This window comes from Ruegeria sp. CL3 (assembly GCF_056536505.1).
The window spans coordinates 219,568-235,621 of record NZ_JBQFPT010000007.1 but is presented as its reverse complement, the minus strand read 5'-3'; the positions used below and the strand labels follow the sequence as shown (position 1 = coordinate 235,621).

General features: G+C 61.0%; 19 protein-coding genes. 7 read left to right on the top strand and 12 right to left on the bottom strand.

Annotated elements, in window-relative coordinates; translation table 11 throughout:
- Nucleotide 1: 1 nt before the first annotated feature.
- A complete protein-coding gene (locus ACR0NO_RS12800; protein ID WP_480724205.1) occupies nt 2-556 on the bottom strand; it encodes a peptidylprolyl isomerase in 555 nt (184 codons plus the stop codon).
- Nucleotides 549-1,055 (bottom strand): peptidylprolyl isomerase, encoded by a 507-nt coding sequence (locus tag ACR0NO_RS12795; RefSeq protein ID WP_480724204.1) that lies wholly within the window; start codon nt 1,053-1,055, stop codon nt 549-551. The genes ACR0NO_RS12800 and ACR0NO_RS12795 overlap by 8 nt, the downstream gene beginning before the upstream one ends.
- Nucleotides 1,056-1,187: 132 nt before the next feature.
- On the opposite strand from ACR0NO_RS12795, the gene ACR0NO_RS12790 reads away from it, so the two are divergent.
- The 7 genes from ACR0NO_RS12790 to ACR0NO_RS12760 all read left to right on the top strand — a co-directional run bounded on the left by ACR0NO_RS12790 (nt 1,188) and on the right by ACR0NO_RS12760 (nt 7,297).
- The gene (locus ACR0NO_RS12790; RefSeq protein ID WP_480724203.1) at nt 1,188-2,378 is read left to right on the top strand and encodes a phosphoglycerate kinase; all 1,191 of its coding nucleotides are present in this window, start codon (nt 1,188-1,190) and stop codon (nt 2,376-2,378) included.
- 160 nt (nt 2,379-2,538) lie between these two features.
- Entirely contained in the window at nt 2,539-2,838 is a 300-nt protein-coding gene (locus ACR0NO_RS12785; protein ID WP_170640755.1) for a septum formation initiator family protein, read from the top strand.
- 129 nt (nt 2,839-2,967) lie between these two features.
- The gene (gene pdhA, locus ACR0NO_RS12780) at nt 2,968-3,957 is read left to right on the top strand and encodes a pyruvate dehydrogenase (acetyl-transferring) E1 component subunit alpha (protein ID WP_170466225.1); all 990 of its coding nucleotides are present in this window, start codon (nt 2,968-2,970) and stop codon (nt 3,955-3,957) included.
- A gap of 15 nt (nt 3,958-3,972) precedes the next feature.
- Nucleotides 3,973-5,346, top strand: a complete 1,374-nt coding sequence (locus ACR0NO_RS12775) for a pyruvate dehydrogenase complex E1 component subunit beta (protein ID WP_480724202.1) — start codon at nt 3,973-3,975, stop codon at nt 5,344-5,346.
- Nucleotides 5,346-5,606, top strand: coding sequence for a hypothetical protein (locus ACR0NO_RS12770; RefSeq protein ID WP_170374009.1), 261 nt, complete (start codon nt 5,346-5,348; stop codon nt 5,604-5,606). The genes ACR0NO_RS12775 and ACR0NO_RS12770 overlap by 1 nt, the downstream gene beginning before the upstream one ends.
- Before the next feature lies 1 nt (nt 5,607).
- Nucleotides 5,608-6,909: a pyruvate dehydrogenase complex dihydrolipoamide acetyltransferase gene (locus ACR0NO_RS12765; RefSeq protein WP_480724201.1), complete on the top strand. Its 1,302-nt coding sequence runs from the start codon at nt 5,608-5,610 to the stop codon at nt 6,907-6,909.
- Nucleotides 6,910-7,057: 148 nt separating this feature from the next.
- The gene (locus ACR0NO_RS12760) at nt 7,058-7,297 is read left to right on the top strand and encodes a hypothetical protein (RefSeq protein WP_480724200.1); all 240 of its coding nucleotides are present in this window, start codon (nt 7,058-7,060) and stop codon (nt 7,295-7,297) included.
- Nucleotides 7,298-7,300: 3 nt separating this feature from the next.
- On the opposite strand, the gene cysE is transcribed toward ACR0NO_RS12760, so the two are convergent.
- The 10 genes from cysE to ACR0NO_RS12710 form a co-directional block, all read right to left on the bottom strand.
- Nucleotides 7,301-8,110 carry a serine O-acetyltransferase gene (gene cysE, locus ACR0NO_RS12755; protein ID WP_170374012.1) on the bottom strand — a complete coding sequence of 270 codons (810 nt, stop codon included), beginning with the start codon at nt 8,108-8,110 and terminating at the stop codon, nt 7,301-7,303.
- Nucleotides 8,111-8,242: 132 nt separating this feature from the next.
- A complete protein-coding gene (locus ACR0NO_RS12750; RefSeq protein WP_170676419.1) occupies nt 8,243-8,539 on the bottom strand; it encodes a DUF7742 family protein in 297 nt (98 codons plus the stop codon).
- 5 nt (nt 8,540-8,544) lie between these two features.
- Nucleotides 8,545-12,486: a baseplate multidomain protein megatron gene (locus ACR0NO_RS12745; RefSeq protein ID WP_480724199.1), complete on the bottom strand. Its 3,942-nt coding sequence runs from the start codon at nt 12,484-12,486 to the stop codon at nt 8,545-8,547.
- Nucleotides 12,486-12,932, bottom strand: coding sequence for an NlpC/P60 family protein (locus tag ACR0NO_RS12740; RefSeq protein ID WP_480724198.1), 447 nt, complete (start codon nt 12,930-12,932; stop codon nt 12,486-12,488). Before ACR0NO_RS12740 ends, ACR0NO_RS12745 begins: the two co-directional genes overlap by 1 nt.
- Nucleotides 12,929-13,816, bottom strand: coding sequence for a DUF2163 domain-containing protein (locus ACR0NO_RS12735; protein ID WP_480724197.1), 888 nt, complete (start codon nt 13,814-13,816; stop codon nt 12,929-12,931). The genes ACR0NO_RS12740 and ACR0NO_RS12735 overlap by 4 nt, the downstream gene beginning before the upstream one ends.
- On the bottom strand, nt 13,816-14,448 hold the full coding sequence (locus tag ACR0NO_RS12730; RefSeq protein ID WP_480724196.1) for a phage distal tail protein, Rcc01695 family: 633 nt from the start codon (nt 14,446-14,448) through the stop codon (nt 13,816-13,818). Before ACR0NO_RS12730 ends, ACR0NO_RS12735 begins: the two co-directional genes overlap by 1 nt.
- A gap of 12 nt (nt 14,449-14,460) precedes the next feature.
- Complete coding sequence (locus tag ACR0NO_RS12725) at nt 14,461-15,123, bottom strand: phage tail tape measure protein (protein ID WP_480724195.1); 663 nt, start codon at nt 15,121-15,123, stop codon at nt 14,461-14,463.
- Nucleotides 15,110-15,319 (bottom strand): rcc01693 family protein, encoded by a 210-nt coding sequence (locus ACR0NO_RS12720; protein WP_480724194.1) that lies wholly within the window; start codon nt 15,317-15,319, stop codon nt 15,110-15,112. The genes ACR0NO_RS12725 and ACR0NO_RS12720 overlap by 14 nt, the downstream gene beginning before the upstream one ends.
- Nucleotides 15,316-15,633, bottom strand: a complete 318-nt coding sequence (locus tag ACR0NO_RS12715) for a gene transfer agent family protein (RefSeq protein ID WP_480724193.1) — start codon at nt 15,631-15,633, stop codon at nt 15,316-15,318. The genes ACR0NO_RS12720 and ACR0NO_RS12715 overlap by 4 nt, the downstream gene beginning before the upstream one ends.
- Nucleotides 15,633-16,046 (bottom strand): phage major tail protein, TP901-1 family, encoded by a 414-nt coding sequence (locus ACR0NO_RS12710; protein ID WP_480724192.1) that lies wholly within the window; start codon nt 16,044-16,046, stop codon nt 15,633-15,635. Before ACR0NO_RS12710 ends, ACR0NO_RS12715 begins: the two co-directional genes overlap by 1 nt.
- Nucleotides 16,047-16,054 lie beyond the last annotated feature (8 nt).

Here is a 16,054-nt window from a genome sequence, read left to right as displayed (position 1 = left end):
GTTACTCGGTCACAGTGACCTTTTTCATCGCGTCGGGCTGGCCGACAACGGCGCCGTTCTGACCAGCACCGCGTTTGATCGCATCAACTACGTCCATCCCGTCCGTGACCTGACCGACAACGGTGTACTGGCCATCCAGAAACGGTCCCGGCTCGAACATGATGAAGAATTGCGAGTTCGCGCTGTTGGGGTTCTGAGACCGCGCCATGCCGACCACACCGCGATCAAAGGTGATGTCCGAGAACTCGGCCGGCAAGTCAGGACGGTCCGAGCCACCACGACCTGCATTGGCAGCGTTGAAGCTGCCCTTGGTCTGGTTGCCGAACTGAACATCACCGGTCTGGGCCATGAACCCTTCGATCACGCGGTGGAAGACGACCCCGTCATACTCACCTGCGTTGGCGAGCGCGGTGATCTGCTCAACGTGCTTGGGTGCGACATCTTCAAACAGGTCGATGATGATGGTGCCATTGGCCTCACCCTCAACCTCGATCTGCAGCCCGGTGGCCAGCGCGGGGCTGGCCAGCAGGACAAAAGCGGCGGCGAGCTTATGCATCTGCCGCTACCTTGACGCTGATCATGCGGTCCGGGCTCGCAGGCGGCTCGCCCCGTACAATAGCGTCTACATGCTCCATCCCGCCGATCACGCGGCCATAGACCGTGTACTGACCGTTCAGGAAGTGGTTATCTTTGAAGTTGATGAAAAACTGCGAGTTTGCCGAATCCGGGTTCTGCGAGCGCGCAGCGCCCAGAGTTCCACGGTCATGCGGCAGTTTCGAGAATTCCGCTGGAACGTTCGGCAGAGACGACCCGCCTGTGCCCGCCATGCGGATGTTGAATCCGTCTTCCATGTCGCCGTGCTGAACGTCGCCGGTCTGGGCCATAAAGCCGTCAATCACACGGTGGAAGGCCACGTTGTCATACTCGCCCCCACGGGCCAGTTCCTTCATCCGGGCGCTGTGCAGAGGCGCCACGTCAGGCAGCAGCTCAATGACGACATTGCCGTCTTTCAGCTCAATGATGATTGTGTTTTCGGGATCCTTGATCTCGGCCATCTGGCCCTCCTGTCGTTTGTCTTGCGCAAATACCTATGCGCCAAGCGCCTGAATGCCAAGTGACGCATTGACCTGAGGGCAAAATGCAGGAAAAGAACCGCCCAAAGGGTATCAAAACACGAGGATTGCGCGATGGGCTGGAAAACACTGGACGATATGGACCTGAACGGCAAACGCGTGCTGGTCCGCGTGGATATCAACGTGCCGGTCGTTGACGGTGTTGTAACCGACGCCACCCGTATTCAGCGTATTGTTCCCACCGTGCAGCACATTCTGGCATCTGGTGGCAAACCCATCCTGCTGGCTCATTTCGGTCGTCCCGGCGGTGAGCGACGTGAAAGCCTGTCGCTGAACCAACTTGTCCCGACCTTGGCAACTGCTTTCGGCGCGAAAGTCCTGTTCGCTGCCGATTGCGTGGGCACTGAGGCTGAACTGGCCGCCGACGCATTGCAGCCCGGTCAGGTGCTTCTGCTGGAAAACACCCGTTTCCACGCGGCTGAAACCAAGAACGATCCCGATTTGGCCGCTGGCATGGCGCGTCTGGGCGATGTCTACTGCAATGACGCGTTCTCGGCCGCGCACCGCGCCCACAGCTCGACCGAGGCGCTGGCCCGTTTGCTGCCCGCCTGCGCCGGTCGCCTGATGCAGGCCGAGCTTGAGGCGCTGGAGGGCGCTCTGGGCGCACCAAAACGCCCTGTGACAGCCGTTGTTGGCGGCGCGAAAGTGTCGACCAAGCTGGAGCTGTTGGGCAACCTGATCGACAAGGTCGACTATCTGGTCATCGGCGGCGGTATGGCGAACACGTTCCTTGTCGCCAAGGGCATTGATGTCGGCAAATCGCTGGCCGAAACCGCGATGAAAGACACCGCCGCAGCGATTCTGGCCAAGGCCGAAACATCCGGCTGCACCATCGTACTGCCCGTTGATGTGGTGGTCGCCGAGAAATTCGAAGCAAACGCCCCGCATCAGGTCCTGCCCGCCGATCAGTGCCCCGCAGACAGCATGATCCTGGACGCAGGCCCTGAAAGCGTCGCCGCCATCACCGAGATCTTCGGCAATAGCCAGACCTTGATCTGGAATGGCCCGCTTGGAGCGTTCGAGTTAGAGCCGTTTGACGCCGCCACCAACGCCGCCGCCCTAAAAGCCGCTGCGCTGACACGCGCGGGTCAGTTGATCTCGGTCGCGGGCGGCGGGGATACCGTTGCCGCGCTGAATGCATCGGGCGCGGCCAAGGACTTCTCGTATATCTCGACCGCAGGCGGTGCCTTCCTGGAATGGATGGAGGGCAAGACCCTGCCCGGTGTCGCAGCACTGGACCAGTGATCATCGCGGCGCGTTCCAACCCGTGCCGCGAGACAATCTGACTCATCCAAGAAATTTTGCGAATCAGGGGATTCACATCCCGAATCACCTGTGACATAGTGCAATCAGAGGCCCACAAAGGGCCCGTTATTGAGGCAGACTTCATACGGCGGTCAACAGAGTGTCCCGTTCCCATCGGCCCGGTTTGGGCGCAGTTTTTTTCTTCTCGGTGGCTTTTATGCTGGGTGTATATTTCACCTTCGCCGCCGTCCAGGGAGACTATGGCCTGTTCCGACGGGTTGAGATTTCGGCGGAACGGGACGCCCTGTCACGCGACCTCGCGGCGCTCAAATCTGAGATTTCCGAGATGGAAAACCTCACCCGTCGCCTCTCGGACAATTACCTTGATCTCGACCTGCTGGATCAACAGGCCCGATCCGTACTGGGCATGATCCGCGCGGATGAAATCGTCATCCGCTAACCCCCTTCTCCCCCTGCATGAATTGCGCAAAGCTACGCTGCGTCATATTTACGCTCGCCAGATCGCAAGAAATGCTCTAAAAGATAGTTTAACGCTAAACTATCTGTCCGAAAGGGGGAGATCGCCACAATGGCTGCGCGAAAAACCACAAAGAAACCAAACGTTTCTGCGGAAGAGCTGAAAACCTACTACCGCGAGATGCTGTTGATCCGTCGATTCGAAGAAAAGGCGGGGCAACTTTACGGTATGGGTCTGATTGGTGGTTTCTGCCACCTCTACATCGGACAGGAGGCGGTTGTTGTCGGCCTTGAGGCTGCAGCAAAAGAAGGCGACAAACGCATCACATCTTATCGCGACCACGGCCACATGCTGGCCTGCGGAATGGATCCGGGCGGCGTGATGGCCGAACTGACCGGGCGTGAGGGCGGCCTGTCCAAGGGCAAAGGCGGCTCGATGCATATGTTCTCGAAAGAGAAGCATTTCTACGGCGGCCACGGCATCGTTGGCGCTCAGGTCCCGCTAGGCGCGGGTCTGGCCTTTGCAGACAAGTATAAGGAAAACGGCGGCGTGACCTTCACCTATTTTGGTGACGGTGCTGCGAACCAGGGTCAGGTCTACGAGACGTTCAACATGGCCGCCCTCTGGGATCTGCCAGTCGTCTTCGTAATTGAGAACAACCAATATGCGATGGGCACAGCACAAGCGCGCTCGACTTCTTCGGCGGATATCTACCACCGCGGTCAGGCCTTCGGGATCCCGGGCGAAATGGTCAACGGCATGGATGTTCTGGCCGTCAAAGCCGCAGGCGAGAAAGCCGTCGCCCACTGCCGCGCAGGCAAAGGCCCCTACATCCTTGAGGTCAAGACCTACCGCTATCGTGGTCACTCGATGTCCGACCCGGCCAAGTACCGCACCCGCGAAGAAGTTCAGAAGGTCCGCGAGCAAAGCGACCCGATCGAACATGTGCGCGAGCTGCTGCTGACCGGCAAACATGCGACCGAGGATGACCTGAAGGCGATCGACAAAGAAATCAAAGAAGTCGTGAACCAAGCCGCCGAATTCTCGAAAGAAAGCCCCGAGCCTTCCGTCGAAGAGCTTTGGACTGACATTTACGCCTGAGAGGACGAATAAGACATGGCAACCGAAATTCTCATGCCCGCCCTTTCGCCCACAATGGAAGAGGGCACGTTGGCCAAATGGCTGGTTAAGGAAGGCGACACCGTATCTTCCGGCGACATCATGGCCGAGATCGAAACCGACAAGGCCACGATGGAGTTTGAGGCCGTTGACGAAGGTATCGTCGGCAAAATCCTGATCAGCGAGGGCACCGAAGGGGTCAAGGTCAACACCCCCATCGCGATCCTTGTGGAAGAAGGCGAAGACGCCTCCGCCCTGCCCGCGGCTGCCCCCGCAGCCGCAACGGTGACCGAGGCCGCCCCTGCGGCGGTTGAGGCCCCCGCTCCGGCAGCTACCGCCCCGGCCGCTCCGGTTGTGGACCTATCGCCCGATTGGCCTGCCGACGCAGAAATGAAAACCGAGACCGTTCGTGAAGCGCTGCGAGACGCGATGGCCGAAGAGATGCGCGGCGACGAAGACGTCTATCTGATGGGCGAAGAAGTCGCCGAGTATCAGGGCGCTTATAAAATCAGCCAAGGTCTGCTGGACGAATTCGGCCCCAAACGCGTGATCGACACCCCGATCACCGAGCATGGCTTTGCCGGGATTGCGGTTGGTTCAGCTTTCGGTGGCCTGAAACCCATCGTCGAGTTCATGACCTTCAATTTTGCCATGCAGGCGATTGACCAGATCATCAACTCCGCCGCCAAGACGCTCTACATGTCAGGCGGTCAGATGGGCTGCCCCATCGTGTTCCGTGGCCCCAACGGTGCCGCCGCCCGCGTGGCCGCGCAGCACTCTCAGGATTACGCCGCATGGTACATGCAGATCCCCGGCCTGAAAGTCGTGATGCCGTACTCGGCCGCTGATGCCAAAGGCCTGCTGAAATCGGCGATCCGCGACCCCAACCCGGTGATCTTCTTGGAAAACGAAATCCTCTACGGACGCACATTCGACGTGCCGCAAGTGGATGACCTGTCCATTCCTCTGGGCAAGGCCCGCATCTGGCGCGAAGGCTCGGACGTTACCATCGTCAGCTTCGGCATCGGCATGCAATATGCCCTAGAAGCCGCCGACAAACTTGCCGAAGAGGGCATCAGCGCGGAGGTCATCGACCTGCGCACCATCCGTCCGATGGACACAGGCGCGATCATCAACTCAGTGATGAAGACCAACCGTCTGGTCACTGTCGAAGAAGGTTGGCCGCAAGGCTCTGTCGGCAGCTACATCAGCTCGGTTGTGATGCAGGAAGCGTTCGACTATCTCGACGCGCCGGTCATCAACTGCACCGGCAAGGATGTCCCGATGCCCTATGCCGCGAACCTTGAAAAGCTGGCCCTGATCACCACGGATGAGGTGATCGCTGCCGTCAAACAGGTGACCTACCGGTAATGGAGATCAGGGGCCGCGATCCAGCAACCGAATGCTACCGTGTCGAGATAGACATCGACAACCGCATCGTACGGGCGCTTGTGCCCGAGCGACTGGCGGCGGATATGCGGTTGATAGGCGCGCGCCCCTCGCACCAGACCGCCTATGTCTGGATGGCGGAGAACAAAGAAAAAATCGAGGCTGCGATTGCGACGCTCGCACGCGGCACCGGGCGCCCCAAGGCGCCCTTTGACCAAATTACTCTGATTGAGGAGCGCTGAAATGCCCACCGAAATCCTAATGCCCGCCCTGTCTCCGACCATGGAGGAAGGCACCCTTGCCAAATGGCTGGTCAAAGAGGGCGACACCGTCTCCTCCGGCGACCTTTTGGCCGAGATCGAAACCGATAAAGCCACGATGGAGTTCGAGGCTGTTGACGAAGGCACCATCGGTAAGATCCTGATCCCGGAAGGCTCCGAAGGGGTCAAGGTCAACACTGCCATCGCCGTCCTGCTTGAAGATGGCGAAAGCGCCGATGATATTGGCGCCGCACCGGCCGCGGCCCCAGCGGCTGCACCTGCCGCCGCCGCGAGCAACGAGGTCGCCGCGCCAGCGGCATCCGAGGCGCCCGCCCCTGCTCCGGCAGCACCGGCCAAAGCCGACGGTGGTCGCATCTTCGCCTCACCGCTGGCCCGTCGCATCGCGGCGCAAAAGGGCCTTGATCTGGCACAGATCACCGGCTCCGGCCCACATGGTCGCATCGTCAAAGCCGATGTGGAAAGCGCAACTGCAGCGCCAGCAGCAGCCCCGGCCCCTGCCGCAGCAGCCACGCCCGCAGCGGCGGCACCGGCTGGCCCATCGGCAGATGCCGTGGCCAAGATGTACGAGGGTCGCGACTACGAGGAAATCAAGCTCGACGGCATGCGCAAGACCATTGCCGCGCGCCTGTCCGAGGCCAAGCAGACCATCCCACATTTCTACCTGCGCCGCGATATCAAGCTCGATGCACTCCTCAAGTTCCGCAGCCAGTTGAACAAGCAGTTGGAAGGCCGTGGCGTAAAGCTCAGCGTCAATGACTTCATCATCAAAGCTGTCGCCAACGCGCTGCAGCAGGTCCCCGAATGCAACGCAGTCTGGGCGGGCGACCGCGTGCTGCAGTTGAAACCGTCTGATGTGGCCGTTGCGGTTGCGATCGAAGGCGGTCTGTTCACTCCGGTCCTGCAGGATGCCGACACCAAGTCTCTGTCTGCCCTGTCGACCGAGATGAAGGACCTTGCCGGTCGCGCCCGCGAACGCAAGCTGGCCCCGCATGAATACCAGGGCGGCACATTCGCGGTTTCGAACCTCGGCATGTTCGGCATCGACAATTTCGACGCCATCGTGAACCCACCGCATGCAGGTATTCTTGCGGTCGGCACCGGCCTGAAGAAACCGGTTGTAGGCGAAGACGGAGAGCTGACGGTCGCTACCGTGATGTCCGTCACGATGTCGGTGGATCACCGGGTCATCGACGGCGCGCTTGGGGCACAGTTGCTGCAAGCCATCGTCGAAAACCTGGAAAATCCGATGGTCATGCTGGCGTGAAAAAACTCTACCCGCCGGGGTCTGACCTCGGCGGGTGCTCTCACGATCACGGCCACGATGTGAGCAAGTGTGATCGCCCCAAGGGTTGCCGCAGCAACCGCACTCTCCCACCTTTGAGACAGATGGTTTTGAACCTCAAAGGTGGTCCATGCGCTTATCTGTTTTGACCAAGATATTGCTTGTCCTTGCTGCAACCGCGCTTGCGGCGGACACGGCACTCGCAAAACCCAACAGCTATCCGGGCGAAAACTCCAGGTTCAAATCCAGTGATCCAGCCGTGATCGCCCAGCAAAAGGCTGAGCGCCAGCAACGCATCGAAGAGCGTAAGGAACGCAGGGAGCAAAGACGGCAGGAGCGGTTGAACAGAAAGAACAACCGCTCAAACTGAGGTTTACTGGTCCTTGCCCAGCATGTGGTCCATCGAGATCGAGGGCTGATCGCACCCCGCCTCGCCCACTATTTTGGCCGGGATGCCGGCAACTGTCTTGCAGGCGGGAACCTCTTGTAGCACCACCGATCCTGCGGCGATCCGGCTGCAGTGGCCGACCTCAATGTTGCCAAGAACCTTGGCCCCGGCACCGATCAGAACTCCATCACCGATCTTTGGGTGGCGCTGCTCTTCTTCCTTGCCGGTCCCGCCCAACGTCACAGAATGCAGCATCGAAACATTGTCACCAACCACAGCAGTCTCACCGATCACGATGGAATGGGCGTGGTCGATCATGATCCCTTTGCCGATCCTGGCGGCGGGGTGAATGTCTATGCCGAAAATCTCAGACGACCGCATCTGGAAGAAGTAGGCCAAATCATGCCGTCCCTTGCGCCACAACCAGTGGGCTACGCGATAGGCCTGCATCGCCTGATATCCTTTGAAATAAAGGATCGGCTGCAGTAGACGGTGGCAGGCTGGATCGCGCTCATAGACGGCCATCAGGTCGGCGCGCGCGGCCTCAATCAAACTTGGGTCGTCGGCATAGGCCTCGTCCACGATCTCACGCAGGACCATCATCGACATCTCGTTCGAACACAGCTTGGCCGCCACTCGGTACGACAATGCCCTTTCAAGACTGCGGTGATGCAGAATACAGGCATGCACCAGCCCGCCCATCAGGGGCTCTTGCTCAACGGCGGTATGGGCCTCGGTCGTGATCCGGTTCCAGACCGGATCGACGGGGGTCACGTGGCTGCGCTTTTCAAACATGGCTTTTGATCCTTTGCTGCGCCTAGCATGCCATTTAGTGGTAAAAACGCCAAACGCAAACCCGTGATCTTCAACTTAACCAAAATGAATGTGTTCCAAGTGGGTGCTGGCGCCTTTCGGCTCTCTAAAAAGTCAGCCCAGCGCCCGCCGAGCCTGACGTAGTATAAGTTGGCGCAAAACCATCTCAAAACACTGGCAATAATCAAGATCGTCAAAGCCCGGTTCATCCGCCAGCACCCGAGTGCGGGCGGCTGTCATCAGGGATCCATTGCCGTAGAGCGGGTGCAGCCGACCAGTGCGCTGGACATGGCGGTCGGCCAGTTCGGCCTCTGCCACCATCCTGATACAGAGGGTTCGACGACAACGCTGCGGCACAGCCAAGAGGGCGCGTGCCGCAGCGCTGACGTCTCCGTGGAGGACGGGGCGCACAGGTCTTACGCGACTTGAATGCGAGCCGCCGGACCAGCGCCGTATGTGGCTGAGATTTGCGCGATCTCGACCGCATATCCACCTGTCAGGCCATCGGCGGACTTCACGGCTGCGGTATAGGCCCAGCGTGGTTCGGCCACGATCTGTTCGCGGACTAAGGCACCGTTGGCCCGGACACGTATGAGGTAGGACTCGTTTTCCTCACCTAACGGTACATCCAACCCCGTCCAGTCATCCCCTGCGATCCGCGTGCGCCTGATCCAACTGAACGTGTCCGCGTCCGGCAGGGTCTGCACAGACACATGCACCGGCGCATAGGGGCGTAGGCCGTTCCCGTCAAAGGCCTCGACCATATACTCGTAGGATGGGTCGTCATACCCGCGCGAGGCCGGGCCGATCCGAAAATGCCGGGCCACGCGCCGCTCGCTTGGCAACAGGCTGGTCTGCGCCACACGCTCATCCAGCAGGACGAAGTTTGATCCTTCGGGCCAGACGTCTAGCATCAGGGCATCCGTTCCTAGCTGACCGCGTAGACGTCCGGACAACGCATAGACCCCCGGCTCTTGCAGGGCGGCGTCAGAGAACTGGAACACCTCCCAATTGCCCGGTGTTCCGTCACCTATGGCCGCCAAATTGGCCCCATTCAGCAAGGATGTGCGCGGACGGGACTCCAGAATGCCGTCAATCAGCTTGACCCGCAGAGGCGCGCCCTCATCCCAGGTCCCGGCTGAGGCGCGATGCAGCGGCGTTTCCGTAAAGCCCATCACCGCCTGGTCCGAAATGACGTCGCGCAGCGCATAGTCCTCATCCCTGGCCGAGGCATGAACGGCGACGCTACCGGGCCAAGGATCGGCCGAGACAGCGAGATACGGCGCGTGCGGAGCCTCTGTCCCCGTCAACAGCGGCAGGTCCATGAACACCGGCACGACGGGCACAGGGGCGACGAAGGGCCGGATCGCTACTGGATCGTCCTGCAACCCGTTGGCCGTGTAGACGCCGCGCTCGATCCGCACCGCCTCGGCCAGTTGCAGGTCGGCTTTCTCCAACCGGTCGATACGATAGAGCGCACTGCCGTCCTGTTCTGACAGGCGAACCACGTCTCCGGCCCCCAGATGCAACAGAGAAGGAGGCAGGGCAAACCGGGCGGTATCGCGGGACACACGCGCCTCGCTGAGCCAGCGTTCGGCGGTCTGGCGACCCTCGGCGCGGGTCATGGACAGGGGCATCTCGTTTACCGCAACCGCATGGGTCTGCGCGTCGGGCAGCACGGCCTCTTCCGCGACCAGATCGTGATCGGCATCCGATTGAACAAAGCGCAAGCGAACACGTCCGGTCATCTCGGCCTCGGCCTCGCGGCGGTATTCCACGGTGCCGTCGAGATCGGAGCTGACAGCCAGATGATCCGGGTCCAGCGCCACAGCACCAAAGCCATCACGTGTCTGGAACCGCAGGACACCGTCCCGTTCGATCGCGTCAAACCCATAGCGCAGCATCAACGGTTGCAACGCCGAACGCGCGTCCGAGACGTCCTCGACCGCATAGCCCCGGACCACGCCATAGAGCTGCGAGACGTCAATATCCGTGACCCCTGCCCCATGGCAGATTTCGGTCACCACTGAAGCCAGAGTACGCGCGCCAGATCGACCGTTCAGCCAATGCCCTCGGGCGTAGTTTTCGCCATCGTCCCATTGGCTTCGCAGGTTCGGAAAGGTGGGATATGGCCGCGCGTCCCAGGCCCAGACATAGGCGTTGGAGAGGTCCAGCATTGGGCCGTCATAAATCTCGGATACCGGGTTGTTCTGGGGCTCGGACCAGTAGCCCAGCGTTGCCGTCAGATATTGCACCTGAATGAAGTCATCCCTGAGGCCGTTGGAATGCGGCGGCAGGCTCGATTCCGAGGATTTGGGATCGAGAAACTTGTTCGGCTGGTTGGTACCTTTATCCACGGCCGCGCAGCCCAGTTCGGTGAACCAGATCGGCTTGGACCCCGGCACCCAATCGGTCGGATCATTCTGGCGCACACCGCCAATCCGCTCGTGATGCCAGTTCGACCACCAGTTCCGCAGGTCCTTGTAACGCCAGATCCAGGGCTCATCATGGGTGCTGTCTTCGATCGGAGTGCGAATCTGCGCCTCGGCCTCCTCGGGCGAAGCGTAGTACCAGTCATAGCCCTCGCCGCCTTCGACATTGGCGCGCAGGTAATCCAGATTGTAGATCGACCCGGCATCGGCATCCTGATGGTCTTCGCCATCGCGCCAATCTGACAGAGGCATGTAGTTATCGATACCGACAAAGTCGATATTGTCATCCGCCCAAAGGGGATCGAGGTGAAAGAACCTGTCTCCCGTCCCCGTGGGTTGATAGCCGAAGTATTCGCTCCAATCCGCTGCGTAGCCGATCTTGGTATCCGGTCCCAAAATCTGCCGCACATCCGCAGCCAGTTGGCGCAGCTGTTCGACGGCAGGAAAGCCGTTTTCTCCGCGAATCTGGGTCAGGCCCCGCATTTCCGAACTGATACAGAAGGAACTTACGCCGCCTGCGATCTGGCAGAGGGTGGCATAATGCAGGATAAAGCGCCGCAGTCCCCATTCCTGCGGGCCTGAATAGGTTACCTGCCCCGCGCTGATGCGAAAATCGCTAACTTGAGCCGATCCGAAAAACGCGGCCACTTGCGCATCGGCGTCGGCTGTCTGGTCCGGCGACCCGTCGCGCCCCGGAGCCACGTCCAGCGTGATCCGTCCGCGCCAGGGCAGATGCGGCTGCTCTCCATCCGACCAGGGGTCGGGCAAGCCGTTCTGCTGCAACTGATCCATCAGGATGAACGGGTAGAACATCACATCCTTGCCGCCCACCTTAAGATGCTGGATCGCCTGCACAACCGCGCCATCCGCCGGGGTGCCACCGTAAACGGGTCGGTCATCCTGATGCTGGACCACCTCGGCCGTATGGCGCCGCAGGCCCGACACGACCCACGGCATATTCACGCCATCTATGTCATCGCGAACGACCTTGGGCGTGATCTGACACTCACCACAGCGCAGGTCATTCCCGAACCACGACACAATCAGGGAGGCCGCCTCGCAGCCCGGCAGCTCACGCGCCAGCGCTTTGGTCGAGGTGATCAGATCCGGCTCACCCGAGGCCGAGTTGACATTGGCCGCCCAACTGCGTCCGCGCCCTTGGGAATAGTTCACCTGAGTGCTGGCCAGTGCATATTCACCAGTGCCCGGCATCAGGGCCACGCCCTTGACGATCTGGCCCAGCGCGGACGCATGATCCGGCATCTCGGGCTGTGTAGGACGTACCACTTCGAACGAGAACTGAGGCACCCGGTTGCCAAAGGACGCCAGCTGGAAATCCTCGATCACCGCATAAGCCGTGCCTCGATAGGCTGGGACATTGCCGGTGCCTTCGACGGCCTCAATCAGGGGATCGGGGAGTTGATCCTGCGTCCCGTGATAGACACGGATGTTCAGGCTCGCGCGCTCTTGCTCCTCACCATCGGCCCAGACGCGCGTGACATCGGCGATCTCACCCGCGCCAACCGCAATCGCCAAAGAGATCGAGTAGCTGTAGGTGGTTGTTGTCACCTTGGGCGGTTTCGGCGAACCCTTGCCGCCCCCGCCAGAGGATTGCGTGCTTGTGGTCCGGGTCTCCAGAAAGTCCGAGGCCCAAATCACTTGACCGCCTAAGCGCATACGGCCAAAGACAGTGGCAACGGGGGCGCCCTCGGCTGTTTCGGTCAGGCGGAAACGGTCCATGCGGCCGGTCTCGACCACTTCGCTGCCGCTGCCCATGACCGATTGGCTCATCATGCGTTGGTCGATCACGCGGCCCAGCGTGGCCCCGACCGCACGACCGACAATGGCAGTAGACAGGCCGGCCACTGTGCCGCCGATCGAGCCGCCCAGCGCAGCCCCTGCTGCAGAAAGAAGAATAGTAGCCATCAGCGACCCTCCAACGGAAACTCAAAACAAGCGACCACCCGGCGGCGCCAGGGGTCGCTCAGGGCGTTTTCGACCACGCCATGTCCGGAATAGGCATGGATGAAGCGCGGCACCTCGCCGATGCTGCTGACGATACCCAGATGTTTGGCAACGCTGCTGTCCCGCATCCGAAACAGCAGCACGTCTCCGGCGACCATTTCGGCCGGAGGCTTTTCGCTCAGGTGCCTGCGCGCAGCAGCCCACATGCGTTCCTCACCCTGCGGTTCGGACCAGTCCATGCTGTAGACGGGAACCGCCTCGGGTTCGTGCCCGATCACCTCGCGCCACACGCCGCGCAGAAGGCCCAGACAATCCGTCCCGGCCCCGCGAACCGAGGCTTGATGCACGTAAGGCGTGCCCAGCCACGCGCGTGCGGTGTCCACGACATCTTGCTTGCGTTTCGTCATCGTCTGCTACCGCCTGTATTCGCGTTGCCTTTCTTTGGCACGGCCATCACCCAGTCTTCACCCGGAAGATCCGGAAAGCCCTGAAAGTTCAGAAAATTGTTGAATTTCAACCGGCAGGTCTCCATTCGCTTGTCGCAGCCAGCGGTCAGGCGCACCCGGTCTCCAACGGCCAATCCACCCCCGATGCTGGCCCACAGGGTGATCTCGCGCCCATCTTCCGTCCGACGGTCCTGCTTGATAGACCCCCATAGCCCATTTGCTGTGCCCGAGGTCACATCCAAACGTCCCCGTTCAAACCAAGCTTCGTCAGAGGAGTTCCCACCACGCAGCCGCAACGACGTGCCTCCGTCAAAACCGGAGACTTCAGCCTCGACCTGATAGCCGGGCTGGCCTTCGGCAAATCGGCACGCGGAATCCCCCAAGACGGCTGTGCAGGGCTTTTGATAGATCCGTCCCAGAGGGCGGTTCAGCAGATCGGTCAGCCCGCGCAGCTCTGCGTGAAAGGCTCCGCCCGCACGCCGTAGCTCACCAATCGAGCCGCGAAACTGCAGCACACGCTGCTCTGGCGCGGCCCAATTGACCAGCCAGGCACGTACCTCGGCCCCGTCAAAGCGACCGGCCTCAATATCATCCTCACGGACCGAGGCATCGGAAAGCGCGCCCATCGCCTCGGAATTATCAACCGACAGCCCGGTCGCCTGTTCGATAGCGGCTGCAGTCAGGCCGGTGCTGGCCCGAAAGGTCAGCTCGTCGAACTGCAGCTCCATATCATGATCAGTAAAGCCAAAGACCTGACCATCCTTGCGGGTGATCGCCCAGCATCTGCAGACCGTGGTCAGACCGCTTTGCAGATGGGCTTGCAATGCCTGAGTATCCCCACCCATCAGACGCGCACCTCGACCACTGGGACATTCGGCACATCCCCGGCCTGAAAGCTGGCCACGCTGGTCTGGATCTTGTCGGTGTCGAAACGCACCGGCACGTCAAACTCGAACCCCGCCGTGATCTCGACTTGCTCGGGCGGAGGGGCCACGAATGTGACCACCCCACGGGCCAGATCGACCTCATAGTCGACGCCTTCGCGCATGGCGTCCTGATCAAGGCCCAGACGCACCGTACCAAGGACAGGCTTGGTGATTGGTCGCACATAGCTGACCCCGCCCGAGCTATAGGTCTTCACCAGTTGAAACTCGGTGCGTTCTCCGTCGCCGCGCGCTATGACCTGATCGCCGTGTTCGACGTCAGCCGTGGCCGAGCCGGACTTGTAGTCCGACCAGTCCTTCCAGCGGAATCCGAACATCTGGCCCTGACGCGCCTCGAAGAATGAGATCATCGTTTCGATGTCATTCAACGACCGCATCCCCAGCCCGGCATCATAGCGCCTGCGCGAATGCGCCCAGGGCGTGTTGCGTTCTTCAAACCCGTTGGCCAGCGTTACGATATCCGTGCGCCGTTCCGGACCGCCAACCGAGCCAAAGCTTAAGCTCGCGGGAAATCTCACCTCGTGGAAATTCATCTTCTGCTCCCCTTATCTGTTGCGATTGCCACGGCCCAAAGCGCGGCTCATCTGCGCCGCGATCTGGCCTTGCGACCGGCGGAACCCCTGCACATCGGGCGTGGAGATATTCATCACCACATTCACGGCACGCCCGCCGCCCTGCGTCCGAACGCCCAGCTTGCCGTCTGCGCCGCGCGCCAGAGGCATGATCGCCTCAGGCCCTGCCTCGCCCATCAGCCCAGTTCCGCCCCGCATCGGAAACATCGTCGGGCTGCTGACTACGCCACCATTTGCGAAAGGCATCACCCGGCCCTGGCTGAAGCTGCCACCATCCGCAAAAGGCAGAATGCCCTGCACCAGACTGCCGACCCCATTGGCCAGCATGCCGCTAAAATGATCCGTCACCGGCTTGATCGCCGCCGAATAGGCTGTGCGGATCATCGAGTTCTTCAGCACATCCAGCGCATCCGACAGGTTCATCCCGTCCAGCACCACGCCGTCAAACGCCTTGCGCAAACCGCCGGACAGACCCCGTTCCAAAGTGGCAACGTCCTTGCCTGTCTCTTCAAAGGCGGCCCTGACCCGCTGCAAGTGACCATCAAATGCTGCTGCCATGCTCGCCGCGTCACCCAGCGCGTCGCCCAGCGACTCGCCTCGTTCCTGCAGGTCGTCAAAACCCTCACGATCCGTCATCACACTCTCCTTGTTCTTTGTCCGGATAGGCCGCCAGCAAAGCGTCGAGGCCCTTCCGGTTCATCGCAGGCATCGCCGCGCCCTGCCCCAGCATCAGCCGCAACTCAGCCGGGGTCAGACGCCAGAACTGATCCGGCGTCAGCCGCAGGCCGAGGATCCCGGCCCGCATCAGCGCGGGCCAGTCGAACCCGCTCACTGCTCCGGCACCATGAAGGCGCGGGCCAGCAATTCGGCTGCCGCTTTGGCACCCGCCATCGGTCCACCAGCGATTTCGGCATGCAGCAGATCATCGCGTGTGACCGGCGCGCCGCCGCCGCGCAAACCAGCGACCAACAGCGCCAGTACATCGCCGCTGGAATAGGCACCGCCTTCGAACCGCTGCACCAATTCAACCAGAGATCCGGCCCCCAGTTCCCGTTCCAATTCCGCCAAGGCACCCAATGTGAGCTTGAGCACCCGCTGCTCCCCATCGATGGTCAAAGCCACCTCGCCCGTCCACGGATTGGCCATCAGAGCGCCGTAAAGCTCAGCGCACCGGCGCTTGCCATGCTCATCTCATAGGTCGCCTCACCGTTATGCGATCCCGCATATTCTATGCTGCTGACCTGAAACGGGCCTTCGACGATGCCGAAATCAGGGATGATCACCTGAAAACCGGGCGTCTCACCGTCAAAGAACAACTGACGCGCCCGTTCATCCGTGCCTTCATCCTTGAACACACCCGAGCCCGAGATCGAGGCCGACTTGACCCCCGCCCCTGACAACAGCTCGCGCCACCCGCCTTGACTTTCCAGGCTGGTGACATCCACGCTTTCCGTGTTGAAACTGATCCGCGTGGCGCGCAGGCCCGCGATGGTCTCGAACAGGCCGGTGCCGTTCATATCCACTTTGACCAACAGGTCTTTTCCGTTCTGGGCAGCCATATGCTCTC

Coding starts and splice junctions, on each gene's coding strand:
- pdhA (WP_170466225.1), top strand. CDS start 2,968: ATGGCTGCGCGAAAAACCACAAAGAAACCAAACGTTTCTGCGGAAGAG.
- ACR0NO_RS12740 (WP_480724198.1), bottom strand. CDS start 12,932: ATGACGAAACGCAAGCAAGATGTCGTGGACACCGCACGCGCGTGGCTG.
- ACR0NO_RS12725 (WP_480724195.1), bottom strand. CDS start 15,123: ATGACGGATCGTGAGGGTTTTGACGACCTGCAGGAACGAGGCGAGTCG.
- ACR0NO_RS12795 (WP_480724204.1), bottom strand. CDS start 1,055: ATGGCCGAGATCAAGGATCCCGAAAACACAATCATCATTGAGCTGAAA.
- ACR0NO_RS12745 (WP_480724199.1), bottom strand. CDS start 12,486: ATGGCTACTATTCTTCTTTCTGCAGCAGGGGCTGCGCTGGGCGGCTCG.
- ACR0NO_RS12790 (WP_480724203.1), top strand. CDS start 1,188: ATGGGCTGGAAAACACTGGACGATATGGACCTGAACGGCAAACGCGTG.
- ACR0NO_RS12730 (WP_480724196.1), bottom strand. CDS start 14,448: ATGAATTTCCACGAGGTGAGATTTCCCGCGAGCTTAAGCTTTGGCTCG.
- ACR0NO_RS12765 (WP_480724201.1), top strand. CDS start 5,608: ATGCCCACCGAAATCCTAATGCCCGCCCTGTCTCCGACCATGGAGGAA.
- ACR0NO_RS12770 (WP_170374009.1), top strand. CDS start 5,346: ATGGAGATCAGGGGCCGCGATCCAGCAACCGAATGCTACCGTGTCGAG.
- ACR0NO_RS12735 (WP_480724197.1), bottom strand. CDS start 13,816: ATGGGTGGGGATACTCAGGCATTGCAAGCCCATCTGCAAAGCGGTCTG.
- cysE (WP_170374012.1), bottom strand. CDS start 8,110: ATGTTTGAAAAGCGCAGCCACGTGACCCCCGTCGATCCGGTCTGGAAC.
- ACR0NO_RS12800 (WP_480724205.1), bottom strand. CDS start 556: ATGCATAAGCTCGCCGCCGCTTTTGTCCTGCTGGCCAGCCCCGCGCTG.
- ACR0NO_RS12760 (WP_480724200.1), top strand. CDS start 7,058: ATGCGCTTATCTGTTTTGACCAAGATATTGCTTGTCCTTGCTGCAACC.
- ACR0NO_RS12775 (WP_480724202.1), top strand. CDS start 3,973: ATGGCAACCGAAATTCTCATGCCCGCCCTTTCGCCCACAATGGAAGAG.
- ACR0NO_RS12710 (WP_480724192.1), bottom strand. CDS start 16,046: ATGGCTGCCCAGAACGGAAAAGACCTGTTGGTCAAAGTGGATATGAAC.
- ACR0NO_RS12715 (WP_480724193.1), bottom strand. CDS start 15,633: ATGGCCAATCCGTGGACGGGCGAGGTGGCTTTGACCATCGATGGGGAG.